The organism is bacterium (assembly GCA_019912885.1).
GTDB lineage: Bacteria > Lernaellota > Lernaellaia > JACKCT01 > JACKCT01 > JAIOHV01.
On the sequence record JAIOHV010000188.1, the window covers coordinates 1 to 23,075 of the forward strand.

The window sequence follows — 23,075 nt, forward strand, 5'->3', positions numbered from 1 at the left end:
CCGCGACGCCCGCGCCGTCGGCGATGCCGCCCGCCGCGATGACGGGCACCTCGACCGCGCGCGCCACCGCCCGCGTGAGCACGAGCGTCGTCGGACCATCGCGCGACACGTGCCCGCCGGCCTCGTAGCCCTCGGCGACCACCGCGTCCACGCCGGCTTCCACGGATTTTTGCGCCAGCCGCACCGAAGGCACGACATGCACGTTGATGATGCCCGCGCTCTTGAGAAGCGGTGTCACCTTCGCGGGGTTACCCGCGCTCGTGAAGACGATGCGCACATCCTCCTCGACGCACACGCGCAATAGATCGGGCGCGTGCTTGTAGAGAAGCGGAACATTCACGCCGAGCGCGCCGCGCGTCATTTCACGCGCGAGGCGGATCTCGGCGCGCAGCGACTCCGGCGTGTTGTGGCCGCCGGCGATCAGGCCAAGCGCACCGGCGTCCGCCACCGCGGCGGCCCATCCCGCCGTGGAAACATGGATCATGCCCGCGCCGACGATCGGGCGTTCGATACCGAACAATTCGAGGATTCTGGAGCGCATGCTTACAACCTTGATCCGGTTCGAGGTGTCGCATCATTGCATTTTCGGCGATCAATCTCTATTGATCGTCCCTGGGGAACCGCTCCCTTGCGGTCGCGGTTCGCGTAAGCGAAAGACGGATCGATCCGTCGGGAGAATCGAAGGATGCGCGAAAAAATCATCGCCGCCGCCGGCGTGCTTGTTTTTGTTTCCGTGGCGTGGGGATATTTCCGGACGCCGCCGCCGCCGGTGCCGGGGCTCGTGCGGCCGGAGCTCGACCGCTCCGTGTTCGACGCGGCCAATCAGGATCCCGCCATGCTGCGCGCCCGCGAGCGCGCGGAACGCCAGCGCGAACGCGCCCAGCGCGTCGAGGAGACGCAGGATACGCCTGACGCGAAAGGCGGCTTCCTGTCGCGCCTGACGGGCGGCGAAAAGGACAGCACCGCCGAGCCCGCCGCCCAACCCGCGTCGCCCGCCGACAACGCGAGAAAACAGGGACCGCTCCAAAGGCAGCTCAACAGGCGACCGCGGAACAGCCCGTTCCGATCGGGCATCCTCAATCGCAACGAAAACGGCGGCGGCATGACCAAGGCGGAACATCTGGCCAAGCGCCGGGCCGAACGCCAGGCGCGCCGCGAGGCCATGCGTTTGCAGCGCGAAGCCGGGAACGGGGGTGGACTCCCCTCCGCGAGCACGCTCGCACCGCAAGCGGGCAACGATGCCGACGAATTGACCGAAGAAGAATTGCTCAACCAGATCATCGAGGAAGAAGAGCAGCTCGCCGGCGACGGCGACCTGCCGCCCGAGGACGAAAACGTCGAATAGTCCGCCCGTCGCGAGCCGCCTGGGCTCGCGCGGGTTCCCGAAGGGTGCCCGGATCCGCGTCGATACCATGACACGGGGCGCGCTCTTCGCGTATCATCGCGGGTCATGAAACGAAAAGTCCTCTTCATCACGTCCGAGGCGCCGTCCCGCCCCGGGCGCTCGGTCACCGGCGGCGCCCTGCGCGTCAAGGGCCTGGCCGCCGGCCTCGCGCGCCACGGGCACGAGGTCATTCTTTCCGTTCCCCGCGAGCTGATCGACGAGGGCGACACCGACGCGATCGTCAAGGCCGCGCACGTGCCGGAAAACCTGGCCGACACGATCTTCTCGATCATGCCGGACGTCGTGCTGATCGAGCAGTGGGCGCTCGCGACCTTCCTGCCGCCGCTCGAGATCCCCGTTGTCATCGACCTGCACGGGCCGCTCGCCCTCGAGAACGCGTTCAAGGAAGGCGCGAATTTTCGCACCGACGCCATGACCAAGATCGACGCACTCGCGCGCGCGGATTTCGTCATTGTGCCCGGCCGCGCGCAGAAGCAGTATTTTCTGCCGTGGTGCCTCATGGCGGGCGCCGATCCGAAATCGCCGGCGATCGCCACCGTGCCGCTTTCGATCGACGGCAAGGCGCAAAAGCGCCCGGCCAGGACCGCGCCGACGATCGTGTTCGGCGGATCGACCTGGCCGTGGATCGACCCCTTTCCCGCGCTCGAGATCGCCGCGCGCGAGGCCGGCAAGGTTCGCGGCGCCAGGATCGCCCTTTGGGTCGGCGAGCCGACGCTCGCCAGGGACCATCCGCTTTACCGCATCAATCGCGGCATCTGGGCGGACTACCGCGAGCGTCTCGCCCCCTTCAAGGCCGTCGAGCTGAACGCGCTTGTTGCGCGCGACGCGCTGCTTGCGCAATACGCCGGCGCGCGCGCCGCGCTTGACGTGTACCAGTCGAATCCCGAGCGCGATCTGGCGTACTCCACACGCACCGTCGAATACCTCTGGTGCGGGCTTCCGGTCATCACGTCGGCCAACATGGAGCTGGCCGGGCCGGTCGCCGATTTCGACGCCGGTTGGGTGGTCGACCCGAACGACGAAGCCGCGATCGCCGGCGCCGTGCGCGAGGCGCTAAAGGACGAAGCCGCGGCCCGGCGAAAAAGCGCCAACGCGCGCCGGCTCGCGGCCGGGATGTTCGATCCCAAACGCGCCGCCGAGCCGCTGGCGAATTTCGTCGCCCGGCCCGTGCGCCGCGCGCGCGGCAAAAGCCTGATGCACGATTTCCGCGAGTACTATCAGAACCTGTCGAGCGCGCACGTCGCGGAATCGCGCAACGAGATGCGTACGCTTTCGCTTGAAAACGAGCGCCGTCTGAATGCCAAGGACGAGCGCTACGAGCTGCTTGCCACGGACATGCGCCGGCGCGCGGCCGAGTTCGACGAGCAATTGCGCCAGACGGTGAAGAGCCATCAGGCCGAGATCGCCGACGCGCGCAAGGACGTGCGCCAGTTGCAGCAGCAGCTCGAACGCAAGCAGAAAGAACACGACACGCACGCGCAAAAGATCGAGCGCGAAGCCGCCAAACGCGCGGACAAGCTGTCCGAGGAAATCAAGCGCCTGAACCTCGACAAGGAAGAAACGCGCAAGAAGAATTTCGAAGAAACGCGGCGGCTCGTGCTCAAGCACGAAAGCGAAACCTCCGCGCTGCGCACCGCGGGCGCCGCCGCCGCGCAGGAGGCCGAGGCGCGCTTCGCGCGCGAGGTCGAGCGCCGCGAGGAGATGAAAAAGGAATACGAGGCGGAAATCCGCCGCGTCAACCGCGAGGCCGCCAAGCTCGTCGAAACGCACGACGAGCACACGCGTAAAATCGTTGAAAAGCACGAGCAGGAGCTGGCCAGGCTTCGCGAAAAACAGGATGAGGCCCAGCAAGAAGCCAATGCGCGCATCGCGGCCGAAAGCGAAAAGCGCGAGGCCATGAAAAAGGAATACGAGGCGGAGATCCGCCGCGTCAACCGCGAGGCCGCCAAGCTCGTCGAAACGCACGACGAGGAAACGCGGATGCTCGTGCTCAAGCATGAAAGCGAAACCTCCGCGCTGCGCACCGCGGGCGCCGCCGCCGCGCAAGAGGCGGAGGCGCGTTTCGCGCGCGAGGCCGAGCGCCGCGAGGAGATGAAAAAGGAATACGAAGCGGAAATACGCCGCGTGAACCGCGAGGCCGCCAGGCTCGTCGAAACGCACGACGAGCACACGCGCAAGATCGTCGAAAAGCACGAGCAGGAGTTGGCCAAGCTTCGCGAAAAGCAGGATGAGGCCCAGCAGGAGGCCGAAGCGCGCATCGCGGCCGAGATCGAAAAGCGCGAGGCCGCGCGCGAGAAGGCCGACGAGGAACTCCGTACGCTCAGTCGCGAAAAGCAGAAACTCGTCGATGAACACGATCGCGCGACGCGGGCATCGAACGAACGCTACGAACAGCAGCTCGCGCAACTGCGCGAGAGGCACGACCGCGAGACGGAATCGCTACAGGCGCGCCTGGCCGCGGAGATCGAACGCCGCGAGGACACGAAGAAGGAATACGACGCGGAGCTTCGCCGAGTGAACGCCGAGGCGCGCGGCAAGGCCGAGGCGCGCGACGAGGAAACGCGGCGCCTCGCCGAAAAGCACGAGGACGAGCTGTCCCGCGTGCGCCGCGAGGCCGAGGACGAGCGCAAGGAGATCGAGCGGCGCATGTCGCGCGAAATCGAAAAGCGCGAGACCGACGCCCGCGAGCTGACCGCGGAGGTGAAGCGCGTCAATCTCCTGAAGGAAGAGGAGGTCGCGCGGCGCGACCGGCACATCGAAAAGTTCCAGGAGCGCTTCGAGGAGCAAGAAAAGGACCACCGCGCCAAGGTGCGCGACATGGAAGACGAAAGGCGCCGCGTGATCGCCGAGCGAGAAGCCGAGGCTGCGCGGATGAAGGACAAGGAGGAGGAGATCCTCGTCCTGCTCCGAAGGACCCAGGACGACTCGATCGAAAAGGACCGCGCGTCCGAGGCGTTAAAGACGCGCGAGGGAGAACTGATGGCGGAAGTCGAAAGCCTGCAAAAGGAACTCGAGGCGCGCGAGGAAGCGGTCGCCACGCTGAAGGGACAACTCGACGGGCTGAACGCGGAGATCAAGTCAAAGTTCATTGAGCTTGACCGCGTCGTGTCCGAGAAGGAGGCGTTCGTCGCCGCGGCGAAGGAGCGCTTCGACGCGCTCGAAAACAAGACGACCGGCCAGGCGCAAAAGATCGTCGACCTGGACACGGAGCTGGCGGGCGCGCGCGCGCAGCTTGACCGAACGTCCGCCGACCTCGCGGCGACCGCGCACAACTACGAGATCGCCGCGAGCGACCTCGACAAGATCCGCCGCCACGCCTCGAACCTGGAGGGCGAACTCGACCGTCTGCGCCGCCACTACGCGCTCGCCGAGCGAATCCTGCTCGATCTTCAGGAGGACGAGGAGTTTCGCGGATACTTGAGGCGCAAGCACCGCATTGCCAAATACACCGGACGCCTGCCGCGCCTTGGCGTGCTGTGGGGCGTCAACCTGGTGACGAACGCCTACATGGAATGGTGGCAAAATCGAACGGGCGTTCAAATTTTCCCCGGTATGAAACGCATCGAGGACAAGGGCAAAAACGGCGACCACCGCCCGATGATGAAATAAGACGCACTTCGGATTCCGGATCGCGTTTCGCGACTAACGGAGCCGCGCACGCCGGCAAGCGGCCTCCCCGACTGCGCCGGGTGACGGCCCTTCGATAACACCAAGAATCCACGCCGCGAGCGCCGGCAAGCGGTGCATTCCGCACGCGGGCCCGTGCGTCTTGCGTATCGTCCCTTTCGCACACGCTCCAATGTTTCCGCACCTTTCACATTCTTACGAATTTCTGAAAATCCGGATTGACTCGTCCGTCCGTATCATTTAGTTTGCTCATCAGACGGACTGACGAGTCCGTCCGGTTTTGATCCCCCTGCCGCCAATCCGGCTCGAACGAACGGGAGCGCAAGCATGACCACCGACCTACGCAAGCGCGCCGATCTGGAGCGAAAGCGCAAAAGCCGCGAGGCGCTCCTTGCCGCGGCGCGGCGCGTGTTCGCGTCGCGCGGCTATCACGCAACGCTCATCGCCGACATCGTCGCCGAGGCGGGTTTCGGCCAGGGCACCTTCTATCGCCACTTCGAGGACAAACGCGAAATCTTCGTGACGCTGCTTTCGCGCCTGTCGGGCGAGATGCTCGAGCAGTTCTCCGCGATGAGCGCGCGCCTCCCGCAAAACGAGGTCGAATACCGCGCCGCGTCGATCGACGCCGTCACGCGCGCCGCGCACGTCGCGCAAAAAAACCGCGACCTCGCCCTGCTGTTCCTGCGCGAGGCGCGTTCGGTCGATCGCGAGATCGAGGCGCTCGTCGAGGAGGTCTTCTCGGAGTTCGCGCTGCTCGCGAGGCACTACCTCGATCACGCGATCGCAGCGGGTTTCGCTCGGCCGTGCGATACGCGCGTCGTCTCGCGCGCCATCGTCGGCATGGCGACGCAGTTCATCGATCTGTGGGTCAAGGGGGAGATCGCCGACGGCGATGTGGATGCCGTCGTGCGTGAGCTTGTGGATTTCGCGTTTCTCGGATTCGGGCCGGGCGCGGCGCATTCGGGGGCCGCGCGCGAAAATGAATCGACGAAAAAATCGACAGCGAAACCGGCCAAAAAGGCCGCCGGGGGGAGGAAGTCGGCATGACGAAGATGAAGGGAAAGACGGTGCTCATCACCGGCGCCGCGGGCGGAATCGGTTTCGCCACGGCGGAATGTTTCGCGAAGGCGAACGCGCGCGTGATTCTGACCGACGTCAACGCCGAGGCCGTACACGGCGCGGCGCGGCGCCTGACCGACAAGGGTTTCGACGCGATGGCGCACGCTTGCGACGTGACGAAAATCGCGCACGTAAAAAAGCTTGCGGCCGATGTCACTCAAACGCATGGCGGTATCGATGTGCTGATCAACAACGCGGGCATCGGCTACGCCGGCGAGTTGGCCGAAACGTCGCTGTCCACGTGGAAGCGGCTCGTCAATGTCAACCTGTTCGGCCCGCTGCATCACGTCGATGCGTTCCTGCCCGCGATGATCGCGCAAGGCGCGGGGCACATCGTCAACGTCTCGAGCGGCCAGGCGTTTTTCCGCCTGCCGACCTGGGGCGCGTACGCCGCGGTCAAGCTCGCCGTCGGCGCGTGGTCCGAGTTGCTCGGCGTGGAACTCGCCAAATACGGCGTGAGCGTCACGACGGTGTACCCGTTCATGGTGAACACCGGCTTCTACGACAAGATCGAAGCCGAAACCTGGGGGCAGCGCATGAGCATGAAGCTGCTCCCCTATTACTCGCACACGCCCGAAAAGGTCGGCCGCATCATCTTCCGCGCGGTCGAGAGGAAACGGAAGGTCGAGATGGTCAGCGTCATCAACGATGTCGGTTACTTCGCGCGGCTCGTACCGCCGGTCGCCGGCGCCATGGCCTACATCACGAACCGCGTGCTCGCCGGCCCCGCCCGCCCGCACGCGAGCGGGAGCGCATCATGATTGTCAATCGCCTGCGCGAATTCTTCGCCGAACACCCGGTCGGTTTTCACATGGACGAGGTGATGGTAGGTGAGCACGAGCTGGTCGGGAACGGGCGCCCGCGCGGGAGGCGGCCGTTTGAATTCGCCGTCACGTGGGGCCCGCGCGATCTGGCCGCATGGCTCGATCCGCGCGGCGACCGATTCCTCACGCAGGAGCTTTCCGGCTGGATCACCGCCGACGGTCTTTGCGAAAAGGCCGCCTGCCGGGGCACGCTGGCGCTCCGCTATTTCGACGACCACGCGATCACCTACGACTTCACCTTCACGGCGAACGGGCGCGGCTATCGTTTCGTCGGCGAGAAGGTGAATATCCGCTGGTGGAACCTGCCTTTCTCGCACACGACGTGCTTCGGCACGATCGCCGACGCGAAGACCGGGCGCCTCGTGTCGCGATCCGTCACGCATTTCCGGATGCGGAGCGCGCCGCGCTTCCTCGCAAGCCTTCGCGTCACGCGCGGCGAGGCGCACGCGGCCTAGCGCCTTAACCTTTCGCGCTCCCGTTTCGTCCTTACACAAGGAGGAGGCGGGAGTGTTGTATGCTTCGCCGCATGAAACCGGACGCCGCGATCCGCCGGCGCTCGTCGCCGCGCACGCGCGCCATGGCGATCGCGCTCGCCTTCGTTTTCGCCGCCGCGTGTGCGACGGTGCCGCTCACCGGGCGCAAGCAGCTTGCGCTCATCCCCGACAAGACCCTGCATGACGCGGCGGACAGCCAGTACCGCTCCTTTCTGAAGCAGAACAACAAGAGCGCGAATAAATCCGACGTTCGCATGGTGAAACGTGTCGGCGACCGCATCTCCGATTCCGTCGAGACGTACTTCAAACGCCACGGCATGCGCTCGCGCGTTCGCGGCTACGACTGGGAATACAACCTCATCCAGGCCGACAAGACCGCCAACGCCTGGTGCATGCCCGGCGGCAAGGTCGCCGTGTACACGGGCATCCTCCCGCTGACGCAAGACGAAACCGGCCTTGCGGTCGTGATGGGGCACGAGATCGCGCACGCGGCGGCGCACCATTCCGCGGAGCGCGTCAGCCAAATGATGCTGGCGCAGGCCGGCGCCACCGCGCTTGCCGTCGCGCTGCGCGGCGAAAAACGCGCATCCGTCAAGACCGCCGTCGGCGCGGCGTATGGCCTCGGCGTCACCTACGGCGCGCTTTTGCCGTTTTCGCGCGAGCACGAACTCGAGGCCGACCGCCTGGGGCTCATCTTCATGGCGATGGCGGGATACGATCCGCGCGAAGCGGCGGACTTCTGGAAACGCATGGGCGAAAAGAGCGGAAAGACCGTGGAGTTCCTTTCAACGCACCCCGTCAGCACGACGCGCGTCAAGAAAATCCGCAAGCACATGCGCGACGCGATGGGGTATTACGTGGCGCGGGAATGACGCGGCGCTTCGATGCCCCACCCGTGCCCGTGCCCGTGCCCATGCCCTAAAGCCAATGGACAAAATGGACATGATGGACCGAATGGACGGCGATCAGACGTCAGCTCGTGTGGGCGTCGGCTGATTGCTGACTGCTGATTGCTGACTGCTGACTGCTGATTGCTGACTGCTGATTGCTGACGGCGGATTGCTGACGGCTGATTGCTGACTGCTGACGGCCGGCGCCGCATTCCAGACTCGACAATCCCCATTTCGCTCCTCGTTTGCCCCATCGCCCTCGCGCGGCTAGATTGATCGCCTTCAACGTATGCGCGTCGAATCGACAAGGGGCGAATCATGGCGGGTGAGAAAAGCGGCGGGCGGCTGATCGCCGACATGCTCAAGGCCGAGGGAGTCGAGGTCGTCTTCGGCATCATCGACGGAACCTATTTTGGCTTTTACGCGAGCCTGCGCGAGGTGGGCATCCGCCACGTCACGCCCCGGCACGAGACGAGCGCCGTGCACATGGCCGGCGCGTATGCGTGGCTGACCGGCAAGCTTGGCGTGTGCATGGCCTCGAACGGCCCCGGCGTCGCCAACGCGCTGCCGGGCATCGCCGTGGAACACACCGAGGGCCATCGCGTCCTCATCATCACGAGCTGCCGCCGGCATCCGATCGTCTATCCCGATCGCGGCGGATCTTATCAGGGCTTCGACCAGATCGCGACGACGCGGCCGATCACCAAGTGGAACGCCGCGGTACCCTCCTACGAACGCATTCCTGAACTGATGCGCAAGGCGCTGCGCGCGTCGTGGACCGGCAAGCCGGGCGTCGTGCATCTCGACGTTCCCGAAAACATCATGAACGGGAAATTCGACGCGGCCCCCGCCGCGCAATCGCCCGCGCAATATCGCCGCGTTCACGCGCCCGCGCCCGATCCGGCGCTCGTGCGCGAGGCCGCGAACATCCTCATCGACGCCGCGTCGCCGATCATCCACGCGGGCTGCGGCGCCGTGCACGCGCGCGCGTTCGACGAGCTGCGCCGCGTCGCGGAACTCTTGCACGCGCCCGTGACGACAAGCTGGGGCGGTAGAGGCGCGCTGCCCGAGACGCACCCGCTCGCCATTCCGATGATCCACGTCAAGGTGAACATGCAGGTGCACAACGACGCGGACGCCGTGCTCGCGATCGGCACGCGATTCGGCGAGACCGACTGGTGGGGCAAGCCGCCCTACTGGCGCGCGCCGGGTGAGCAGCAGGTCGTGCAGGTGGACATCGACGAGTCGTCGCTCGGGCTGAACAAGCCGGTGACGCTGGCCGTGCATGCCGACGCGCGCACGTTTCTCGCCGCGCTCGCGGAAGAGATCTCAAGCCGCGCGCCGGATGTTTCCGCGCGCAAGGCGCTCGTGGACAAACATCGCGCGCTTGTCGTGGAGGCGCGCGCCGCGCTCGACAAGAAGCTCGAGGCCGAAACCAACGGCGTGCATCCCGCCGCCGTCGGCTCCGCGGTGCGCGAGGTGTTCGGCGACGACGCGGTGCTCGTCATGGACGGCGGCAACACCGCGATCTGGGGGCAGTTCTATTCCGTCGCCGCGAATCCCGGCGCGCTGCTGTCCACCTTCAAAATGGGCATGCTCGGCGCGGGCGTCGCGCAGGTGCTCGCGGCGAAGGTCGCGCGGCCGAACGTCCCGGCGGTGTGCGTCATCGGCGACGGCGCCATGGGCTTTCAGCCGCAGGAAATCGAAACCGCCGTGCGCGAAAATCTCCCGGTCGTGTACGTCGTCCTCGCCGACAAGGCCTGGGGCATGGTGAAGATGAACCAGCAGTTCACGCTGCGCCCGCTGAAGACGCTCATTAAAAAATCGCTCGACGCGGACGAGACGATCAACGCCGATCTCACCGACACGAAGTGGGACGCTCTCGCGGAGGCGTTCGGCGCGCACGGCGAACGCGCGAAGACAAACGCCGATCTCATCCCCGCGCTCACGCGCGCGCGCGACGCCGGCCGTTGCGCCGTGGTGCACGTGGAGGTCGATCCCGTCACGCACATGTGGGCGCCGTCGCTCAAGGACTTCAAGGACATGCACGCGGAGCCCAAGGGCTGATCGTGGACGCGGTCGATTCGATCCGCCTCTCGTTCAATCCGCAAACGCTCACCGCGCTCAACGTCATCCTCGCGTTCGTCATGTTCGGCGTGGCGCTGGATTTGCGCGTCGACGATTTTCGCCGCGTCGCGCGCGATCCGAAAGGCCCGGCGATCGGCCTTGTCTGCCAGATCCTGTTCCTGCCTGCGGCGACGTATCTGCTGACGCGCGCGATCGACCCCGCGCCGAGCATCGCGCTCGGCATGATCCTCGTCGCCAGTTGCCCGGGCGGAAACATCTCGAATTTCGTGACGCACCTGGCCGGCGGCAACACCGCCTTGTCGGTCAGCATGACGGCCGTATCGACGGCGGTCGCCGTCGCCGCGACGCCGTTCAATTTCGCCCTCTGGGGCTCGATGGCGCCCGAGACCGCGTCGATCCTGCGCGCGATCGAGGTGTCGCCGTGGGAACTCGCCTCGACGGTTCTCGCCATCCTCGGCCTGCCGCTTGCCGTGGGCATGCTCGTCGCCGCGCAATTTCCCGCGTTCGCCGCGCGCGCGCATCGGCCGATGAAGATCTTCGCCATCGGCTTTTTCTCGCTGTTCATCGTCGCCGCGCTCGTCGCGAACGTTTCGCAGTTCATGACCGCGATGGGCTTTGTGCTTGTCGTCGTCGCGGCGCACAATTCCCTGGCGCTCGGACTTGGCTACGCCGGCGCTCGTCTTTTCGGTTTGCAAAGCCGCGACCGCCGCGCGGTGGCGATCGAGGTCGGCATGCAAAACTCCGCGCTCGGCCTTGCGCTCGTTTTCAATTTCTTCGACGGGCTTGGAGGCATGGCCGTCATCTGCGCGTGGTGGGGCGTCTGGCATCTTGTCAGCGGGCTTTCGCTCGCGCTTGGCCTCGCCTGGCGCGACCGCCGCGCGGCGGCGGCGTCACCATCCTGACGCGGGTAACGCGAACCCGTCATCCTGAGGCGAGTAACGCGAGCCCGTCATCCTGAGGCGAGCGCAGCGCGAGCCCGTCATCCTGAGGCGGGTAACGCGAGCCCGTCATCCTGAGGCGGGTAACGCGAGCCCGTCATCCTGAGGCGAGTAACGCGAGCCCGTCATCCTGAGGCGAGCGTAGCGAGCCGAAGGATCTGGCCCCGCCCCGGAAGAAGCGGCCGTCAGCAGGGGCGAGCCAGATCCTTCGCTTCGCTCAGGATGACGTCGCGAGAGCAGGATGACGTCGACGCTCAGGATGACGTCGCGGGAGCGGCGCGAAAAATGTTGCGCCCTTTTTGCCCTTTCGCGTTCTTTGCGTCTTCGCGGTGGTATATAATTTCCCTCTGTGCACTCCGTGACTCCTCCGTGTTCTCTGTGTTCCGTAGAAAAAAATGATCGAGAATCCGAACGATATCAAAGAGCCGCCCCAGCCGCCGCGGACGGTGCTTGTCACCGGCGCGCTCGGCTACGTCGGCCGGCTGGTCGTTGACGCGCTCGCGGCCGATCCGCGCACGATCAAACGCATCGTCGCGCTCGACATCCGGCCGTCGTCCGACGCCGATGCGCGCCCGCGCGTGACGCATCTCGTCGCCGACGTCTCCGACGAGCGGCTTGTCGGTATTTTCCGAACGCACATGCCCGACACAGTCATCCACCTCGCGTCGATCGTGACGCCGGGCAAAAAGCGCAACGTCGTGCGCGAGTACCAGGTCGATGTGGAGGGAACGCGCCGTGTGCTCGAGCTATGCGAGCAATTCAAGGTGTCGCAGCTTGTCATCACCTCGAGCGGCGCGGCGTACGGCTACCACGCCGACAATCCCGAGTGGCTTCGCGAAACGGACGCGCTGCGCGGCAACGATTCGTTCCCCTACGCGCGGCACAAGCGCCTGGTCGAGGAGATGCTCTCCGCATTTCGCGTGGGCCTTCGCCCGACGCGCCAGCTCGTGCTGCGGCCGGGCACCATCCTCGGCGCGAACACAAACAATCAGATCACCGACCTGTTCGACAAGCCAATCGTCTTCGGCGTGAAGGGTCACGACACGCCGTTTGTTTTCATCTGGGACGCGGACGTCGCGACGATCGTCGCCGAGGGCGTGCACAACCGGCGCGAAGGCATTTTCAACCTCGCGGGCGACGGCGTGATGACGATGAGGCAGATCGCCGAGCGGCTCGGCAAGCCGTATGTGTCGATTCCGCGCGGCGTTCTATCCGCGACGCTGTCGCTTCTTCGCGCGCTGCGTCTTTCGCAGTACGGCCCGGAGCAGATCGACTTTCTCGCCTACCGTCCCGTGCTCGCCAACGACGCCCTCAAGGCCGCGTTCCCCGGCCTGCCACGCAAGACGAGCGAAGAGGTGTTCGAATTGTTCGCCAAGTCGCGCGGGAAGTAAGGGCGGGCGCGATACTCAATCTTCAATCCTCAATCCTCACTCCTCAATATTCGCGCCCAACTCCCGCACGACGCCCTCCGCCGAGGCGATCGCCTCGTCGAGCTTGGTTGCGTCCGGCCCGCCGGCCTGCGCCATGTCGGGCTTTCCGCCGCCGCCACCGCCGACCATCTTCGCCAGCGGCGCGACGATCTTGCCGGCGGGGAAGCGTTTGGCGAGATCGGGTGACACGACGACGCACAACATCGCCTTGCCATCCACCGCCGCGCCGAGCGCGACGATGGACGAGCCGAGCCTGTCGCGAAGGCGCGCGGCCTCCACGCGCAGATCGTTCGCCGTCGGCGCCTGCGCCACGGCGGCCAGAAGCTTTGTTCCATCCACGTCGATCGCGCGATCGACGAGATCCTTGTTCGCGAGCCGCGTCAGCTTTTCGCGCAAGCGCTCGGCCTCCTTTTCCACGCGATGCAGCTCGTCCATCACCTGCTCGGCGCGCTCGGCGACCTGCTCCGGCGGCGCCTTGAACAGCGAGGTCAGCTTGCGTTCCGCGTCGAACGTTCGCCGCGCGCGTTCGACCGCACCGGGGCCGGTGACCGCTTCGAGCCGCCTGACGCCCGCCGCGATCGCGGACTCGCCGGTGATGAAGATCGGCCCGATGTGCCCGGTGCGCGCGACGTGCGTGCCGCCGCAAAGCTCCACCGAATCGCCCGCCGCGACGACGCGCACCTCGGCGCCGTATTTCTCGCCGAACAGCGCGATAGCGCCCGTCTTCACCGCGTCGTCGTACGAAAGCACGCGCGTCTCAACCGCGTAATCCGCCATCGCCATCGCGTTCGCGATGCGCTCCACCTCGCGAATCTCGTCGTCGGTCATCGCCGCGAAGTGCGTGAAGTCGAAACGCAGCCGATCCGGCGCGACGAGCGAGCCCGCCTGCTTCGCATCTTTTCCGAGCACGGCGCGAAGGCCGTGATGGAGAAGGTGCGTCGCGGTGTGATTTTTCCGGATCAGGTCGCGGCGCGCGGAATCGACGCGCAGCGTCAGCGTGTCGCCGACGCGCACGGAGCCTTCGGTCACCTTGGCGTGATGCACGATGAGCGATTCGCCGGCCCAGCGAGCGTCGCTGATCTCGGCACGCACGCCGTCGCCGAAAAGCGAGCCGGTGTCGCCGATCTGGCCGCCCTTCTCGCCGTAGAACGGCGTTGCGTCGAAGACAAGCTCAACGGTGTCGCCGGCGCCCGCCTGCGCAACGAGTTCGCCGCCGATCACGATGCCCACCAGTTCCGCGTCGAGTTCCGTGCTGTCGTACCCGGCAAAATGCGAAACGACGCCCTGCCCGGCCAACTCGCCGAGCGCCGCGCCGAGGCCGGCCTCCTTGTCGAACTTGTCGCCTTTCGAGCTTTTGACGCGCTGGTTTGCGAGCGCGGCCTCAAACCCCTTCGTGTCGACCGTGAAGCCCTCCGAGCGGCCGATGTCCTCGGTGAGATCGAGCGGAAACCCGAAGGTGTCGTAAAGCTTGAACGCGAAGTCGCCCGCAAGCACGCGCGCGCCGCCGAGATTCGCGGTCTCCTGATTCAACAGGCGCAGGCCGTTGTCGAGCGTGCGCAGGAAACGTTCTTCCTCCACGCGCACGACCTTCTTGATGTAGCTCGCCTGCTCGACAAGCTCCGGATATTGATCGCGCATCGCCTCGACGACGCCGTCCACCATGTCAACGAGAAACGGCTCGCGGATGCCGAGCAGCACGCCGTGGCGCGCCGCGCGGCGCATCACGCGGCGCAGCACGTAGCCGCGGCCGACGTTCGACGGCAGCACCGAGTCGCCGATGAGAAACGTGATCGACCGCGCGTGATCGCACACGACGCGCATCGACACCGTGGCATCCGCGTCCTCGCCGTAGGTCTTGCCGGCGCGCGCCGCGATGCGCTCGCGGATCGGCGCGAACAGGTCGGTGTCGAAATTCGTCGGCACGCCCTGCACTACGGCAGCCAGGCGCTCAAGCCCCGCGCCGGTATCTACGGACGGCGCGGGCAGTGGCTTCATCGTGCCATCCGCGGCGCGGTCGAACTGCATGAAGACGAGGTTCCAGATTTCCAGGAAGCGGTCGGGATCGTCCTTGATGCCGCCGGGCGCGCCCGGGCGCATATCGACATGGATCTCGCTGCACGGCCCGCACGGGCCGGTGTCGCCCATCGCCCAGAAGTTGTCCTCGGCGCCCATCCGCACGACGCGCTCCTCGGGCAATCCGGAGATTTCAAGCCACAGTTTCTCCGCCTCGTCGTCCTCCTCGAACACCGTGGCCGTCAGGCGATCGGCGGGGATGCCGAGCGTTTGCGTGACGAACTCCCAGCCGTAGGCGATGGCGTCGCGCTTGAAATAATCGCCGAAGCTGAAATTGCCGAGCATCTCGAAAAACGTGTGGTGGCGCGGCGTGCGTCCAACCTGATCGAAATCGTTGTGCTTGCCGCTGACGCGCAGGCATTTCTGGCTCGTCGCCGCGCGTTTCGTGCCGATGTCCTCCTGCCCGAGGAAGACATTTTTGAATTGAACCATGCCCGCGTTCACGAACAAAAGCGTCGGATCGCCCTGCGGCACGAGCGGGCTCGATCGCATCACGCGATGCCCCTTGCCCGCGAAATAGTCGAGGAACGCTTTTCGAATCTCACGCCCTAACATCGTCGGTCACCCACGCGCGGAAAAAGCCCGCGAAAGAAGTCAGGGATTACGACAAAGGCGGGGGCGTTGCAACCGGGCGCAGGCACGGCGGGGTTGTTGCACCATCGGCGCGGTGCTAGAAGGTTAAACCCCGCGCTCGCGGAGCGTGTCGAAATCTGCCGCGCCGCGATTTTCGGCGCGATTTCGTGAGTGGAGCATGGCGACAAAAATCGGCCCGAACATCCGGGCGCTCATCGGGCGCTTTTCGTTGCAACAGGCGCTGATTTACGGCGCGGTGTTCGGCTTTTTCTTTTTCGTCACGTTCTACCTGACGTTCCCGTTCGACATGATCCGCCAGATGCTCGTGACGCAGCTCGAGGCCAAGACCAGCACGCGTGTGATCGTCGATGAGCTGTCGCCGCTGCGCATGAGCGGCATGGAACTGCGCGGCGTGAAGATGGTGAATCCGGATGACGCCTCGAAGGTCATCATCGACATCGAAATGGTGCGTTTCCGCCTGCACCTGCTCAAGCTGCTTTCGCGGCGCGCGGTCATCGACTACGACCTCGTTGCCTACGGCGGCGGCGTGTCCGGCGTCGCGGAGGTGCGTGGCGGCGGGCGGTTCGCGACGGCGGTGAACTTCCAGGACCTCGACCTGAACCGCTATAACTTCGCCAAGCTCGTCGAGGACTACGGCCAGCTCAACGTATTCGGAAAGGTTTCCGGGCACGTGGACGTTTACGTCGATCCGGTGGTGCGCAAGGCCAGCCGGGGCGACATCGACGTGGCCTTCAACGACATGCGCGTCGTGAATTCCACGATCCTCGGCAAGGAGCTGCCCGACATCAACTTCAAGCCGAGTTCCATCAAGATGGATTTCTCCGGCAGCGGCGTCACGTTTGAGGAATTCAACCTCGAGGGCGACAACCTCGCGCTCTCGCTGACCGGCCGCGTCAACCTCGGCAACACCATCCAGAGCGCGCGCGCCAACCTGACGCTGAAGGCCAAGCCCTCCGATCAGCTCATGGACAACTTCCAGGAGCTCGCGATGCTCGGCTCGCCCGACCGCGAAGGGTGGTATCGCATCACCGTCAACGGCCCGCTCTCCGATCCCAAGGTGAGCATGCGCTAGCGGCGCGAGAGCGCAACGCGAAAATATCCCGTCGCTTTTTCGTGGATGTTTGTGCGAAAATGCGATGCGGAGGTTGCATGGCGCGCAAGGAGAAATTTACGCCGAGATATGCGCCGCACGCGCACGCGTTGTTCGGTAAGCTCGTGCGTCTCGAAAGCGGGTACGCGCTTGACGTCGATCCGGGCGTCATCTTGCGGCTCGTCTTCGATGAAAATCTCGCCGCCATCCTTCCCGGTGTCGAGCCCGCGAGCCCCGATTCACCTTATCCGCGCGCTAAAGACGCCAAACCGTGGGTCGATCGACACGTCACGGTGTGGGGCGAATTGTTCTACGACGACCTGACAGGCCGCCCGGCCTTTCTGTTTGTGCGGGAATTGAGCGATCCGCGACCAAACGACGATGTCTTCGGAAATCTGTCGACGGGTCGTCGCCGCGAGTTGCCGCGAGGGACGGTCGTGAATCCTCGGCTTACGCTTGCGGATGTCGTTGGCTCGATCGAAATGACGGACGAAGAATTTCAACAAGCTCTAGACGACCTCCGTGAAATCCGAAAAGCTCGTTGATACAAATCTGATATTGTTGTTTGTTCGCGACGGCGATTTTTTCCACCGTGCTGCTGACAAGTACGCGCTTTTTGCCGATCCCAAATCGGCACTAATAAGCATTGTCACGGAAGGCGAGATACGGGCGATTGCCGAGCGTCGCTCGTGGGGACCATCACGAATGGCGAAATTGGAGTATGTCCTGCGCAGATTTTTTCGAATTCCGATCGTTGGAGATAAATTCGTCACCGCCTACGTTGAAATCGCCAATTTCTGCCGCGTGCATCCCGGCGGCGCGCACGTGATGGGACAGAACGACATGTGGATCGCAGCGACGGCGCGCGCGATCGAAGCCAATCTTCTCACCACCGATAGCGATTTTGCGCCGCTGTTTGACGCCAAAATGATCGGGGGCGGGATCGTCGACCCCGCCCCCGTTAACTGATTCCAATGTTTGCGTAACCGTCAGTCGGTCGTTTCCTCGCCGAACTGATCGTTACACTCCTCGACGCACTGCTCGTCGAGCTCCTCGCACGCCGCCTCGCACAACTCGCCCGTGATTCCGTCGCCGCACTCCTCGTTGCAGCGGGTGACGGCCTCCTCGCACTTCTCCAGGCATTCGGAAAGCGACGAGACATCGTCATCGTCGTCGTCGTCATCGTCATCATCGCCCGTGAGGCAGTCGCAGCCGCCAAGCGGAAGTCCGGCCGTCAGCAGAAAAAGAAGACCGAAAACAAAAGCGGAAATCTTCATCGTTCGTCCTCCGATAAGGTGGATGGGCGCGCCCATCAAAGCGTCTCATCGTAGGGACTGCGAGGGCGCGCGGCAACCGCCGCCGCGGATCACGCCTTGGTCAGCGACACCGCAAGTTTTGCGCCGCCGGCCAAAATCTCCGTCGCGCCGTCGCCGGGCTCGCCCGCCTCAAGCGACACGCAAAGCAGCTCCTCCTTGATCGCCTCCGCGAACTCGCTCATCGCGCGCGCCGCGTTTTCGTCGTCCGTCCGATACACGACTTTGCAGCGATCCTCGATCTCCAGCCCCTCGTCCTTGCGCATCACCTGCATGCGGCGGAGGATGTCGCGCATCAACCCCTCGCGTTCAAGTTCCGCTGTGAGGCGCGTGTCGAGCATGATCCACAGGCCCGCTTCCTCGGCGACGTGGTGATCTTCCGGCGATGTCGTCTCGATGACGAAATCCTCGCGCGCAAGCTCGATGCTCTCGCCGTCGAATTCGTACGCGGACGTTCCCTCGGCGGGCAACTTCGCGGCGATCGCCACGCCATTTTGCGCAACCTCGTCGGCGAACGCCTTCATCTTGGGCCCGAGCTTTTTGCCGAGCGTGCGGAAATTCGGCTTCACAATCGTCTGCGCGGGCGACGGCGTGCCGGCTTTCGCGATCGCGATTTCCTTCACGTTCAGATTCTCGGCTAAAAACGCCTTCGCGCCTTCGAGCGCGCGCGCGTCGGCTTCCGTCGCCGGGCCGAGCGTCGCCTTCGCCAGCGGCTGGCGCACGCGCTGTTTGGCGGACTCGCGCGCGGAGAGCACAAGGTGCGTCGCGCGTTCGAGAAGTTCCATGCGCTGGGCGAGGGCGTCGTCGCGCCATTCCGGGCGCAGCGGCGGATACGCGAGGTGATGCACGGACACCGGCGCGTTTTTGTCCTCCCCCGCGATGATGTTGCCGAAGACCTCCTCGGTCATGAAGGGCATGACCGGCGCGATCAGCAGCGTCAGATCGCGAACGCACGCGAACAGCGTATCGAACGCGGCGCGCACGCCGGCGTCGGTCAGTTCACCCCAGAACCGGCGGCGGTTGTGGCGCAGATACCAGTTCGACAGCTCCTCGACGAACTCCTCCGCCGCCATCACGCCCGCGCGCAGGTTGTAACTCTCGAATCCCTTGCGCGCGCGTTCGGTCGCGGCGGCCAGGCGATCGAGAATCCAGCGGTCGAACTCCGGCCGATCGGCGACGGTCGTTTCGTCGCCCACAAACGGGTTGTATCCCGCGACGCGCGCGTAGTTGGCGTAGAATGCGTACACGTTCCAATAGGTGTTGATGAACTTGCCGCGCGCCTCCTTCGCCGCGCCGTACCCGAAGTTGAGGTTCGTTTGCGGCTCGTGCCGGCAGAACACCCAACGCAGCACGTCCGCGCCCGCCGCCTCGGCCGCGTCCTCGAACCAGATCGCGTTGCCGGCTGACTTGTGCATCTCCTCGCCGGTCTCGTCGCGCAAAAGCGCGTGGCCGACCAGCGTTTTGAACGGCGGCTTGTTTTCCATCATCGTGCTCATCGCGAGCAGCGCGTAAAACCAGTTGCGGAACTGGCCGGGGAAGCACTCGAGCACGAGATCCGCGGGGATCCACTTCTCCCACTCGGCGCGATCCGACGCGTAGAGCGTCTTGCGATCCTTTTCCGGCGCGTCTTTCGGAACAAGCGGCGTCGAATACGGCACGATGCCCGCGTCCAGCCACGGATTGCCGACATCCGGAACGCGCTTCGACCGCCCGCCGCACCGGGCGCAGGCGATCTCCACCTTGTCCACGTGCGGGCGATGCGGCGTATGGCCGTCGAATTCCTCCCAGCCCGCCACCGCGCGCGCGCGCAATTCCTCTTTCGATCCGATCACCTCGAACGCGTCGCACGCCTCGCACACCCAGATCGGCAACGCGAGTCCCCAGTAGCGCTTCTTCGAGATCATCCAGTCGCGCATGTTGGACAGCCAGTCGAGCTCCAGGTCCAGGCCGTACGACGGAATCCACTGGATCTGCCGCGCGATGTCCTTGATCTCCTCGCGCCAGGAATCCATCTCGATGAACCACTCGTCCACCGCGCGAAAAAGCAGCGCGGTGCCGCAGCGCCAGCAGTGCGGGTAGCTGTGCTCGTACTTTTCCGTCGCGAACAGAACGCCCTTTTTCTTCAGGTCGTCAACGACAAGCTCGGCCACCTGGTGCGCGCTTTTGCCGGTGAGATACGAAAAGCCCTCGACGAAAACGCCAAGCTCGTCGATCGGGCTGATGCGCGGCAGGTCAAACTTCTTGCCGAGCTCGTAGTCTTCTTTTCCGCAGCCGGGCGCGATGTGAACGATGCCCGTGCCTTCCTGCTCCGCGACCGCGTCCCAGAAGATCACCGGATGCCCGCCGTCGGTTTGCTGCATCGAAAGCTCGTCGTACGGTCCCGCGTACCGCCAACCCTCGAACGCCGATCCCTTCATCGTCTCCAGCACTTCGAACGCGCCCTTGCGTCCGACCACGGATTTCGCGAGCGCGTGCGAAAGGTAGTAGATCGCATCACCCTGGCGCACCTTCGCGTAGGTCAGTTCCGGGTTGACGGCGATCGCGGTGTTGGAGCTGAGCGTCCAGGGCGTCGTCGTCCATACGAGGAAATATTCGCCCTCGCGCCCCGCGACCGCAAAGCGCGAGAAGATCGACAGGTCCTTCACGGGCTTGTAGCCCTCGTGCATCTCGTGCTGGCTGATGCCCGTGCCGCAGCGCGCGCACCACGGCATGACGTCCTCGCCGCGGTAGATCAGCCCGCGGTCGTGGCATTTCCGCAGGAACGTCCAGATCGTGTAATTGTTCTCGTCCGACATCGTGAAATACGAGTCGGTCCAGTCCATCCAGTAGCCCAGGCGGATCGACTGCTCGGTCTGGATGGCCGAATATTTGAAAACGCGCTCCTTGCAAAGCTCGATGAACCGGTCGATGCCGAACGCCTCGATGTCGCGCTTGGTCGCAAAGCCGAGCTGCTTTTCGACCTCCACTTCCACCCACAAGCCCTGGCAGTCGAAACCGTTTTGCCAACGCAGCTTGCGTCCGTTCATGGCGTGATAGCGCTGATAGGCGTCCTTGAGCGTGCGTCCCCACGCGTGGTGAATGCCCATGGGGTTATTCGCCGTGATGGGACCGTCCAGAAACGACCAGACCTCGCCGTCGCGATTTTTCTCGCGCAGCTTCTCGAACGCTTGCGTGGTTTTCCAGTGCTCGAGCACGCGGTGCTCAAGCTTCACGACATCGAACCAGGTATCGACCTTGCGGGGCATGAGGGTCCCTTGTGAACGCGAAGGCGCGCCGACCAGGCGCGGAAAGCCGCGATTATAGGTTGCGAAGGCCGATTGTAAACGCGGTGCCGCAAACGGCGCGACGGGGCGTTTGGCGACGAAATTGTGGCGCCTTACGCATTGTCGTGTTTTTTTCTTGACCGACGTTGGCGGTTCGCCGATTCAAGGGGCTGATTTTTTCGTGGGATCGAATTTCTTGGGGCGCGAATATTTCAGGAGGATATCCATGTCGAATTCCAGGCGAATTGCTTTTTTCATGGTGCTGGCGCTGGCCATTGGGGCGGCGGCCTTGTTCGTGCTGTCCGGCCCCCGGGACGCCGGCGCCGGAAGCGTCAACTGCTACCCGGACGCCGACCTCGACGGCGTCGGCGAGTTGGGCTCGTCGCCGAGTGTGTTTGGATCCTGCCCCGACGGCTGGTCCGAACTGAATACGGACTGCGACGACACGGATTTCTCGATCAACCCGCTCGCGCCGGAACTGCCCGATGACGGCATCGATCAGGACTGCGGCGGCGACGACCTCGTGACGGACGAATCCACCGGCTACTTCGTCTCCCAATTCTCGGGCAATGACGCCAACGCCGGAACGAAAGCCGCGCCGTTCGCGACGATCGGCAAGGCCATCGACGTCATCAATACGACCGACGGCGGCCCGAACGTGTTTGTCGGCGAAGGGACCTACGACGAAGCCGTTGAAACGAATGTTTCGATCTTCGGCGGATACAATCCGATCGACGGCTGGTCGCGCGACATCGAGGACAACGAGACGACCATCAACGGTCAGGCCACGAACCTCGCGGCCGTGTTCGTGCTGACGGGTTCGACCGTCGCGATCCAGGGATTCACGATCAACGGACCGACGGGTCTGGCCTCGACGCGCGCCATCGCGACGGATACCGACACGCGCGTCACGATCGTCGATAACGTGCTCGACGGCGGCAACGGATCGTCCGCGCATCACGGCATCCTGTTTTTGACCGATTACGCCTTCATCGCGCGCAACGAGGTCAATGGCGGCAACGGCGCCGGCGACAGCACGGGCGTGGATGTCGCCAATCAATCCAAGGTGTGGATCGAGGACAACGACATCGACGGCGGTATTGGCGTGACCGTGACGGGCCTGGATTTCCACGCACGCACAGGCGTCGTGCTGAATAATACGATTGAAGGCGGAACGGCGACCGGCACGCTTGCAAACACGATCGTCGTGGCGACAAGCGACGACGAGCTCGATCCGGTCTTTATCAACAACATCATCGAATTTGGATCGAGCACGGATACGATGAACGGCGTGTCGTTCGCGTCCGGCAACGGCACCTTTGTCAATAACGTGATATTCGACACGCAGGTCGTTGCCGGCGGAGCGACCACCTCGCGCGGCGTGGCGGTGTTCCAGGCCGATGCGACGCTCGTCAATAACTTCATCCATTCCGGCACCGGATCCAACGCGCAGGGCGTTTTCGCCAACACCGGCGCGGGCATCACGCTCATCAACAACGATATCTGGGGCGCGTCGATGGACTGCATGGTGCAGCCCGTCATCGGGGTTTGCGTCGACTCGCTCGTGGCACTGCACTTGTGCTTATGGACGGGCTGCGACGATGCGTCCGGCAATATCACCGAGAATCCGATTTTCGTCGGCGTCAACGACTTCCACGTGAATCCGAGCAGCCCCCTGATCGATGCCGGCATCGATCCGGCCACGTGGTACGGCGGCGATCTCGCCGATCTGGATTTCGAAGGCGACCCGCGCCCACAGGACGCCGGCTGGGATATCGGCGTGGACGAGCGCTCCACGACGACGACGACTACCACCACCACGACCACGATCACCGGCGCCACGACCACCACGACGATCCCCGGCGACGATGACGCGGACGATGACGATGCCGACGACGATGACGCCAACGACGATGACGCGGACGAC

Annotated in this window: 17 protein-coding genes; 13 read left to right on the top strand and 4 right to left on the bottom strand. The window is 64.7% G+C overall.

The genetic code is table 11. From position 1 onward, the window contains the following. Window positions 1-541: nitronate monooxygenase (locus K8I61_16365; protein MBZ0273613.1), on the bottom strand; the 541-nt coding region annotated here is incomplete at its 3' end. Between the two features lie 144 nt (window positions 542-685). Between K8I61_16365 and K8I61_16370 the strand changes: the two genes are divergently transcribed. The 9 genes from K8I61_16370 (at window position 686) to K8I61_16410 (ending at window position 12,776) form a co-directional block, all read left to right on the top strand. Next, a complete protein-coding gene (locus tag K8I61_16370; GenBank protein MBZ0273614.1) occupies window positions 686-1,345 on the top strand; it encodes a hypothetical protein in 660 nt (219 codons plus the stop codon). 105 nt (window positions 1,346-1,450) lie between these two features. Continuing rightward, entirely contained in the window at window positions 1,451-5,014 is a 3,564-nt protein-coding gene (locus tag K8I61_16375; GenBank protein MBZ0273615.1) for a glycosyltransferase, read from the top strand. Window positions 5,015-5,359: 345 nt separating this feature from the next. Next, entirely contained in the window at window positions 5,360-6,079 is a 720-nt protein-coding gene (locus K8I61_16380) for a TetR/AcrR family transcriptional regulator (GenBank protein MBZ0273616.1), read from the top strand. Then, on the top strand, window positions 6,076-6,912 hold the full coding sequence (locus K8I61_16385) for an SDR family oxidoreductase (GenBank protein ID MBZ0273617.1): 837 nt from the start codon (window positions 6,076-6,078) through the stop codon (window positions 6,910-6,912). The genes K8I61_16380 and K8I61_16385 overlap by 4 nt, the downstream gene beginning before the upstream one ends. Next, window positions 6,909-7,430: a hypothetical protein gene (locus tag K8I61_16390; GenBank protein MBZ0273618.1), complete on the top strand. Its 522-nt coding sequence runs from the start codon at window positions 6,909-6,911 to the stop codon at window positions 7,428-7,430. The genes K8I61_16385 and K8I61_16390 overlap by 4 nt, the downstream gene beginning before the upstream one ends. Window positions 7,431-7,552: 122 nt before the next feature. Beyond that, on the top strand, window positions 7,553-8,341 hold the full coding sequence (locus K8I61_16395) for a M48 family metallopeptidase (GenBank protein MBZ0273619.1): 789 nt from the start codon (window positions 7,553-7,555) through the stop codon (window positions 8,339-8,341). Between the two features lie 336 nt (window positions 8,342-8,677). Then, window positions 8,678-10,426 (top strand): thiamine pyrophosphate-binding protein, encoded by a 1,749-nt coding sequence (locus K8I61_16400; GenBank protein ID MBZ0273620.1) that lies wholly within the window; start codon window positions 8,678-8,680, stop codon window positions 10,424-10,426. 2 nt (window positions 10,427-10,428) lie between these two features. Continuing rightward, the gene (locus K8I61_16405) at window positions 10,429-11,349 is read left to right on the top strand and encodes a bile acid:sodium symporter family protein (protein MBZ0273621.1); all 921 of its coding nucleotides are present in this window, start codon (window positions 10,429-10,431) and stop codon (window positions 11,347-11,349) included. Between the two features lie 431 nt (window positions 11,350-11,780). Beyond that, entirely contained in the window at window positions 11,781-12,776 is a 996-nt protein-coding gene (locus K8I61_16410; protein MBZ0273622.1) for an NAD-dependent epimerase/dehydratase family protein, read from the top strand. Between the two features lie 36 nt (window positions 12,777-12,812). On the opposite strand, the gene alaS is transcribed toward K8I61_16410, so the two are convergent. Next, window positions 12,813-15,443 carry an alanine--tRNA ligase gene (gene alaS / locus K8I61_16415; protein ID MBZ0273623.1) on the bottom strand — a complete coding sequence of 877 codons (2,631 nt, stop codon included), beginning with the start codon at window positions 15,441-15,443 and terminating at the stop codon, window positions 12,813-12,815. Window positions 15,444-15,639: 196 nt separating this feature from the next. Here alaS and gspN point away from each other — a divergent pair, with 196 nt between their 5' ends. From gspN to K8I61_16430, 3 genes are all read left to right on the top strand, one after another. Beyond that, window positions 15,640-16,554 (top strand): type II secretion system protein GspN, encoded by a 915-nt coding sequence (gene gspN, locus K8I61_16420; GenBank protein MBZ0273624.1) that lies wholly within the window; start codon window positions 15,640-15,642, stop codon window positions 16,552-16,554. Window positions 16,555-16,745: 191 nt separating this feature from the next. Then, window positions 16,746-17,117 (top strand): hypothetical protein, encoded by a 372-nt coding sequence (locus K8I61_16425; protein ID MBZ0273625.1) that lies wholly within the window; start codon window positions 16,746-16,748, stop codon window positions 17,115-17,117. After that, window positions 17,095-17,541, top strand: a complete 447-nt coding sequence (locus K8I61_16430) for a PIN domain-containing protein (protein MBZ0273626.1) — start codon at window positions 17,095-17,097, stop codon at window positions 17,539-17,541. Before K8I61_16425 ends, K8I61_16430 begins: the two co-directional genes overlap by 23 nt. A gap of 20 nt (window positions 17,542-17,561) precedes the next feature. Here the strand turns inward: K8I61_16430 and K8I61_16435 are convergent, their stop codons facing one another. Both K8I61_16435 and ileS read right to left on the bottom strand, forming a co-directional pair. Then, window positions 17,562-17,849 carry a hypothetical protein gene (locus K8I61_16435; GenBank protein MBZ0273627.1) on the bottom strand — a complete coding sequence of 96 codons (288 nt, stop codon included), beginning with the start codon at window positions 17,847-17,849 and terminating at the stop codon, window positions 17,562-17,564. An 89-nt stretch (window positions 17,850-17,938) separates the two neighbouring features. Further along, a complete protein-coding gene (ileS, locus tag K8I61_16440) occupies window positions 17,939-21,130 on the bottom strand; it encodes an isoleucine--tRNA ligase (protein MBZ0273628.1) in 3,192 nt (1,063 codons plus the stop codon). A gap of 244 nt (window positions 21,131-21,374) precedes the next feature. On the opposite strand from ileS, the gene K8I61_16445 reads away from it, so the two are divergent. Then, the coding region (locus tag K8I61_16445) for a hypothetical protein (protein ID MBZ0273629.1) at window positions 21,375-23,075 on the top strand (1,701 nt) is incomplete at its 3' end.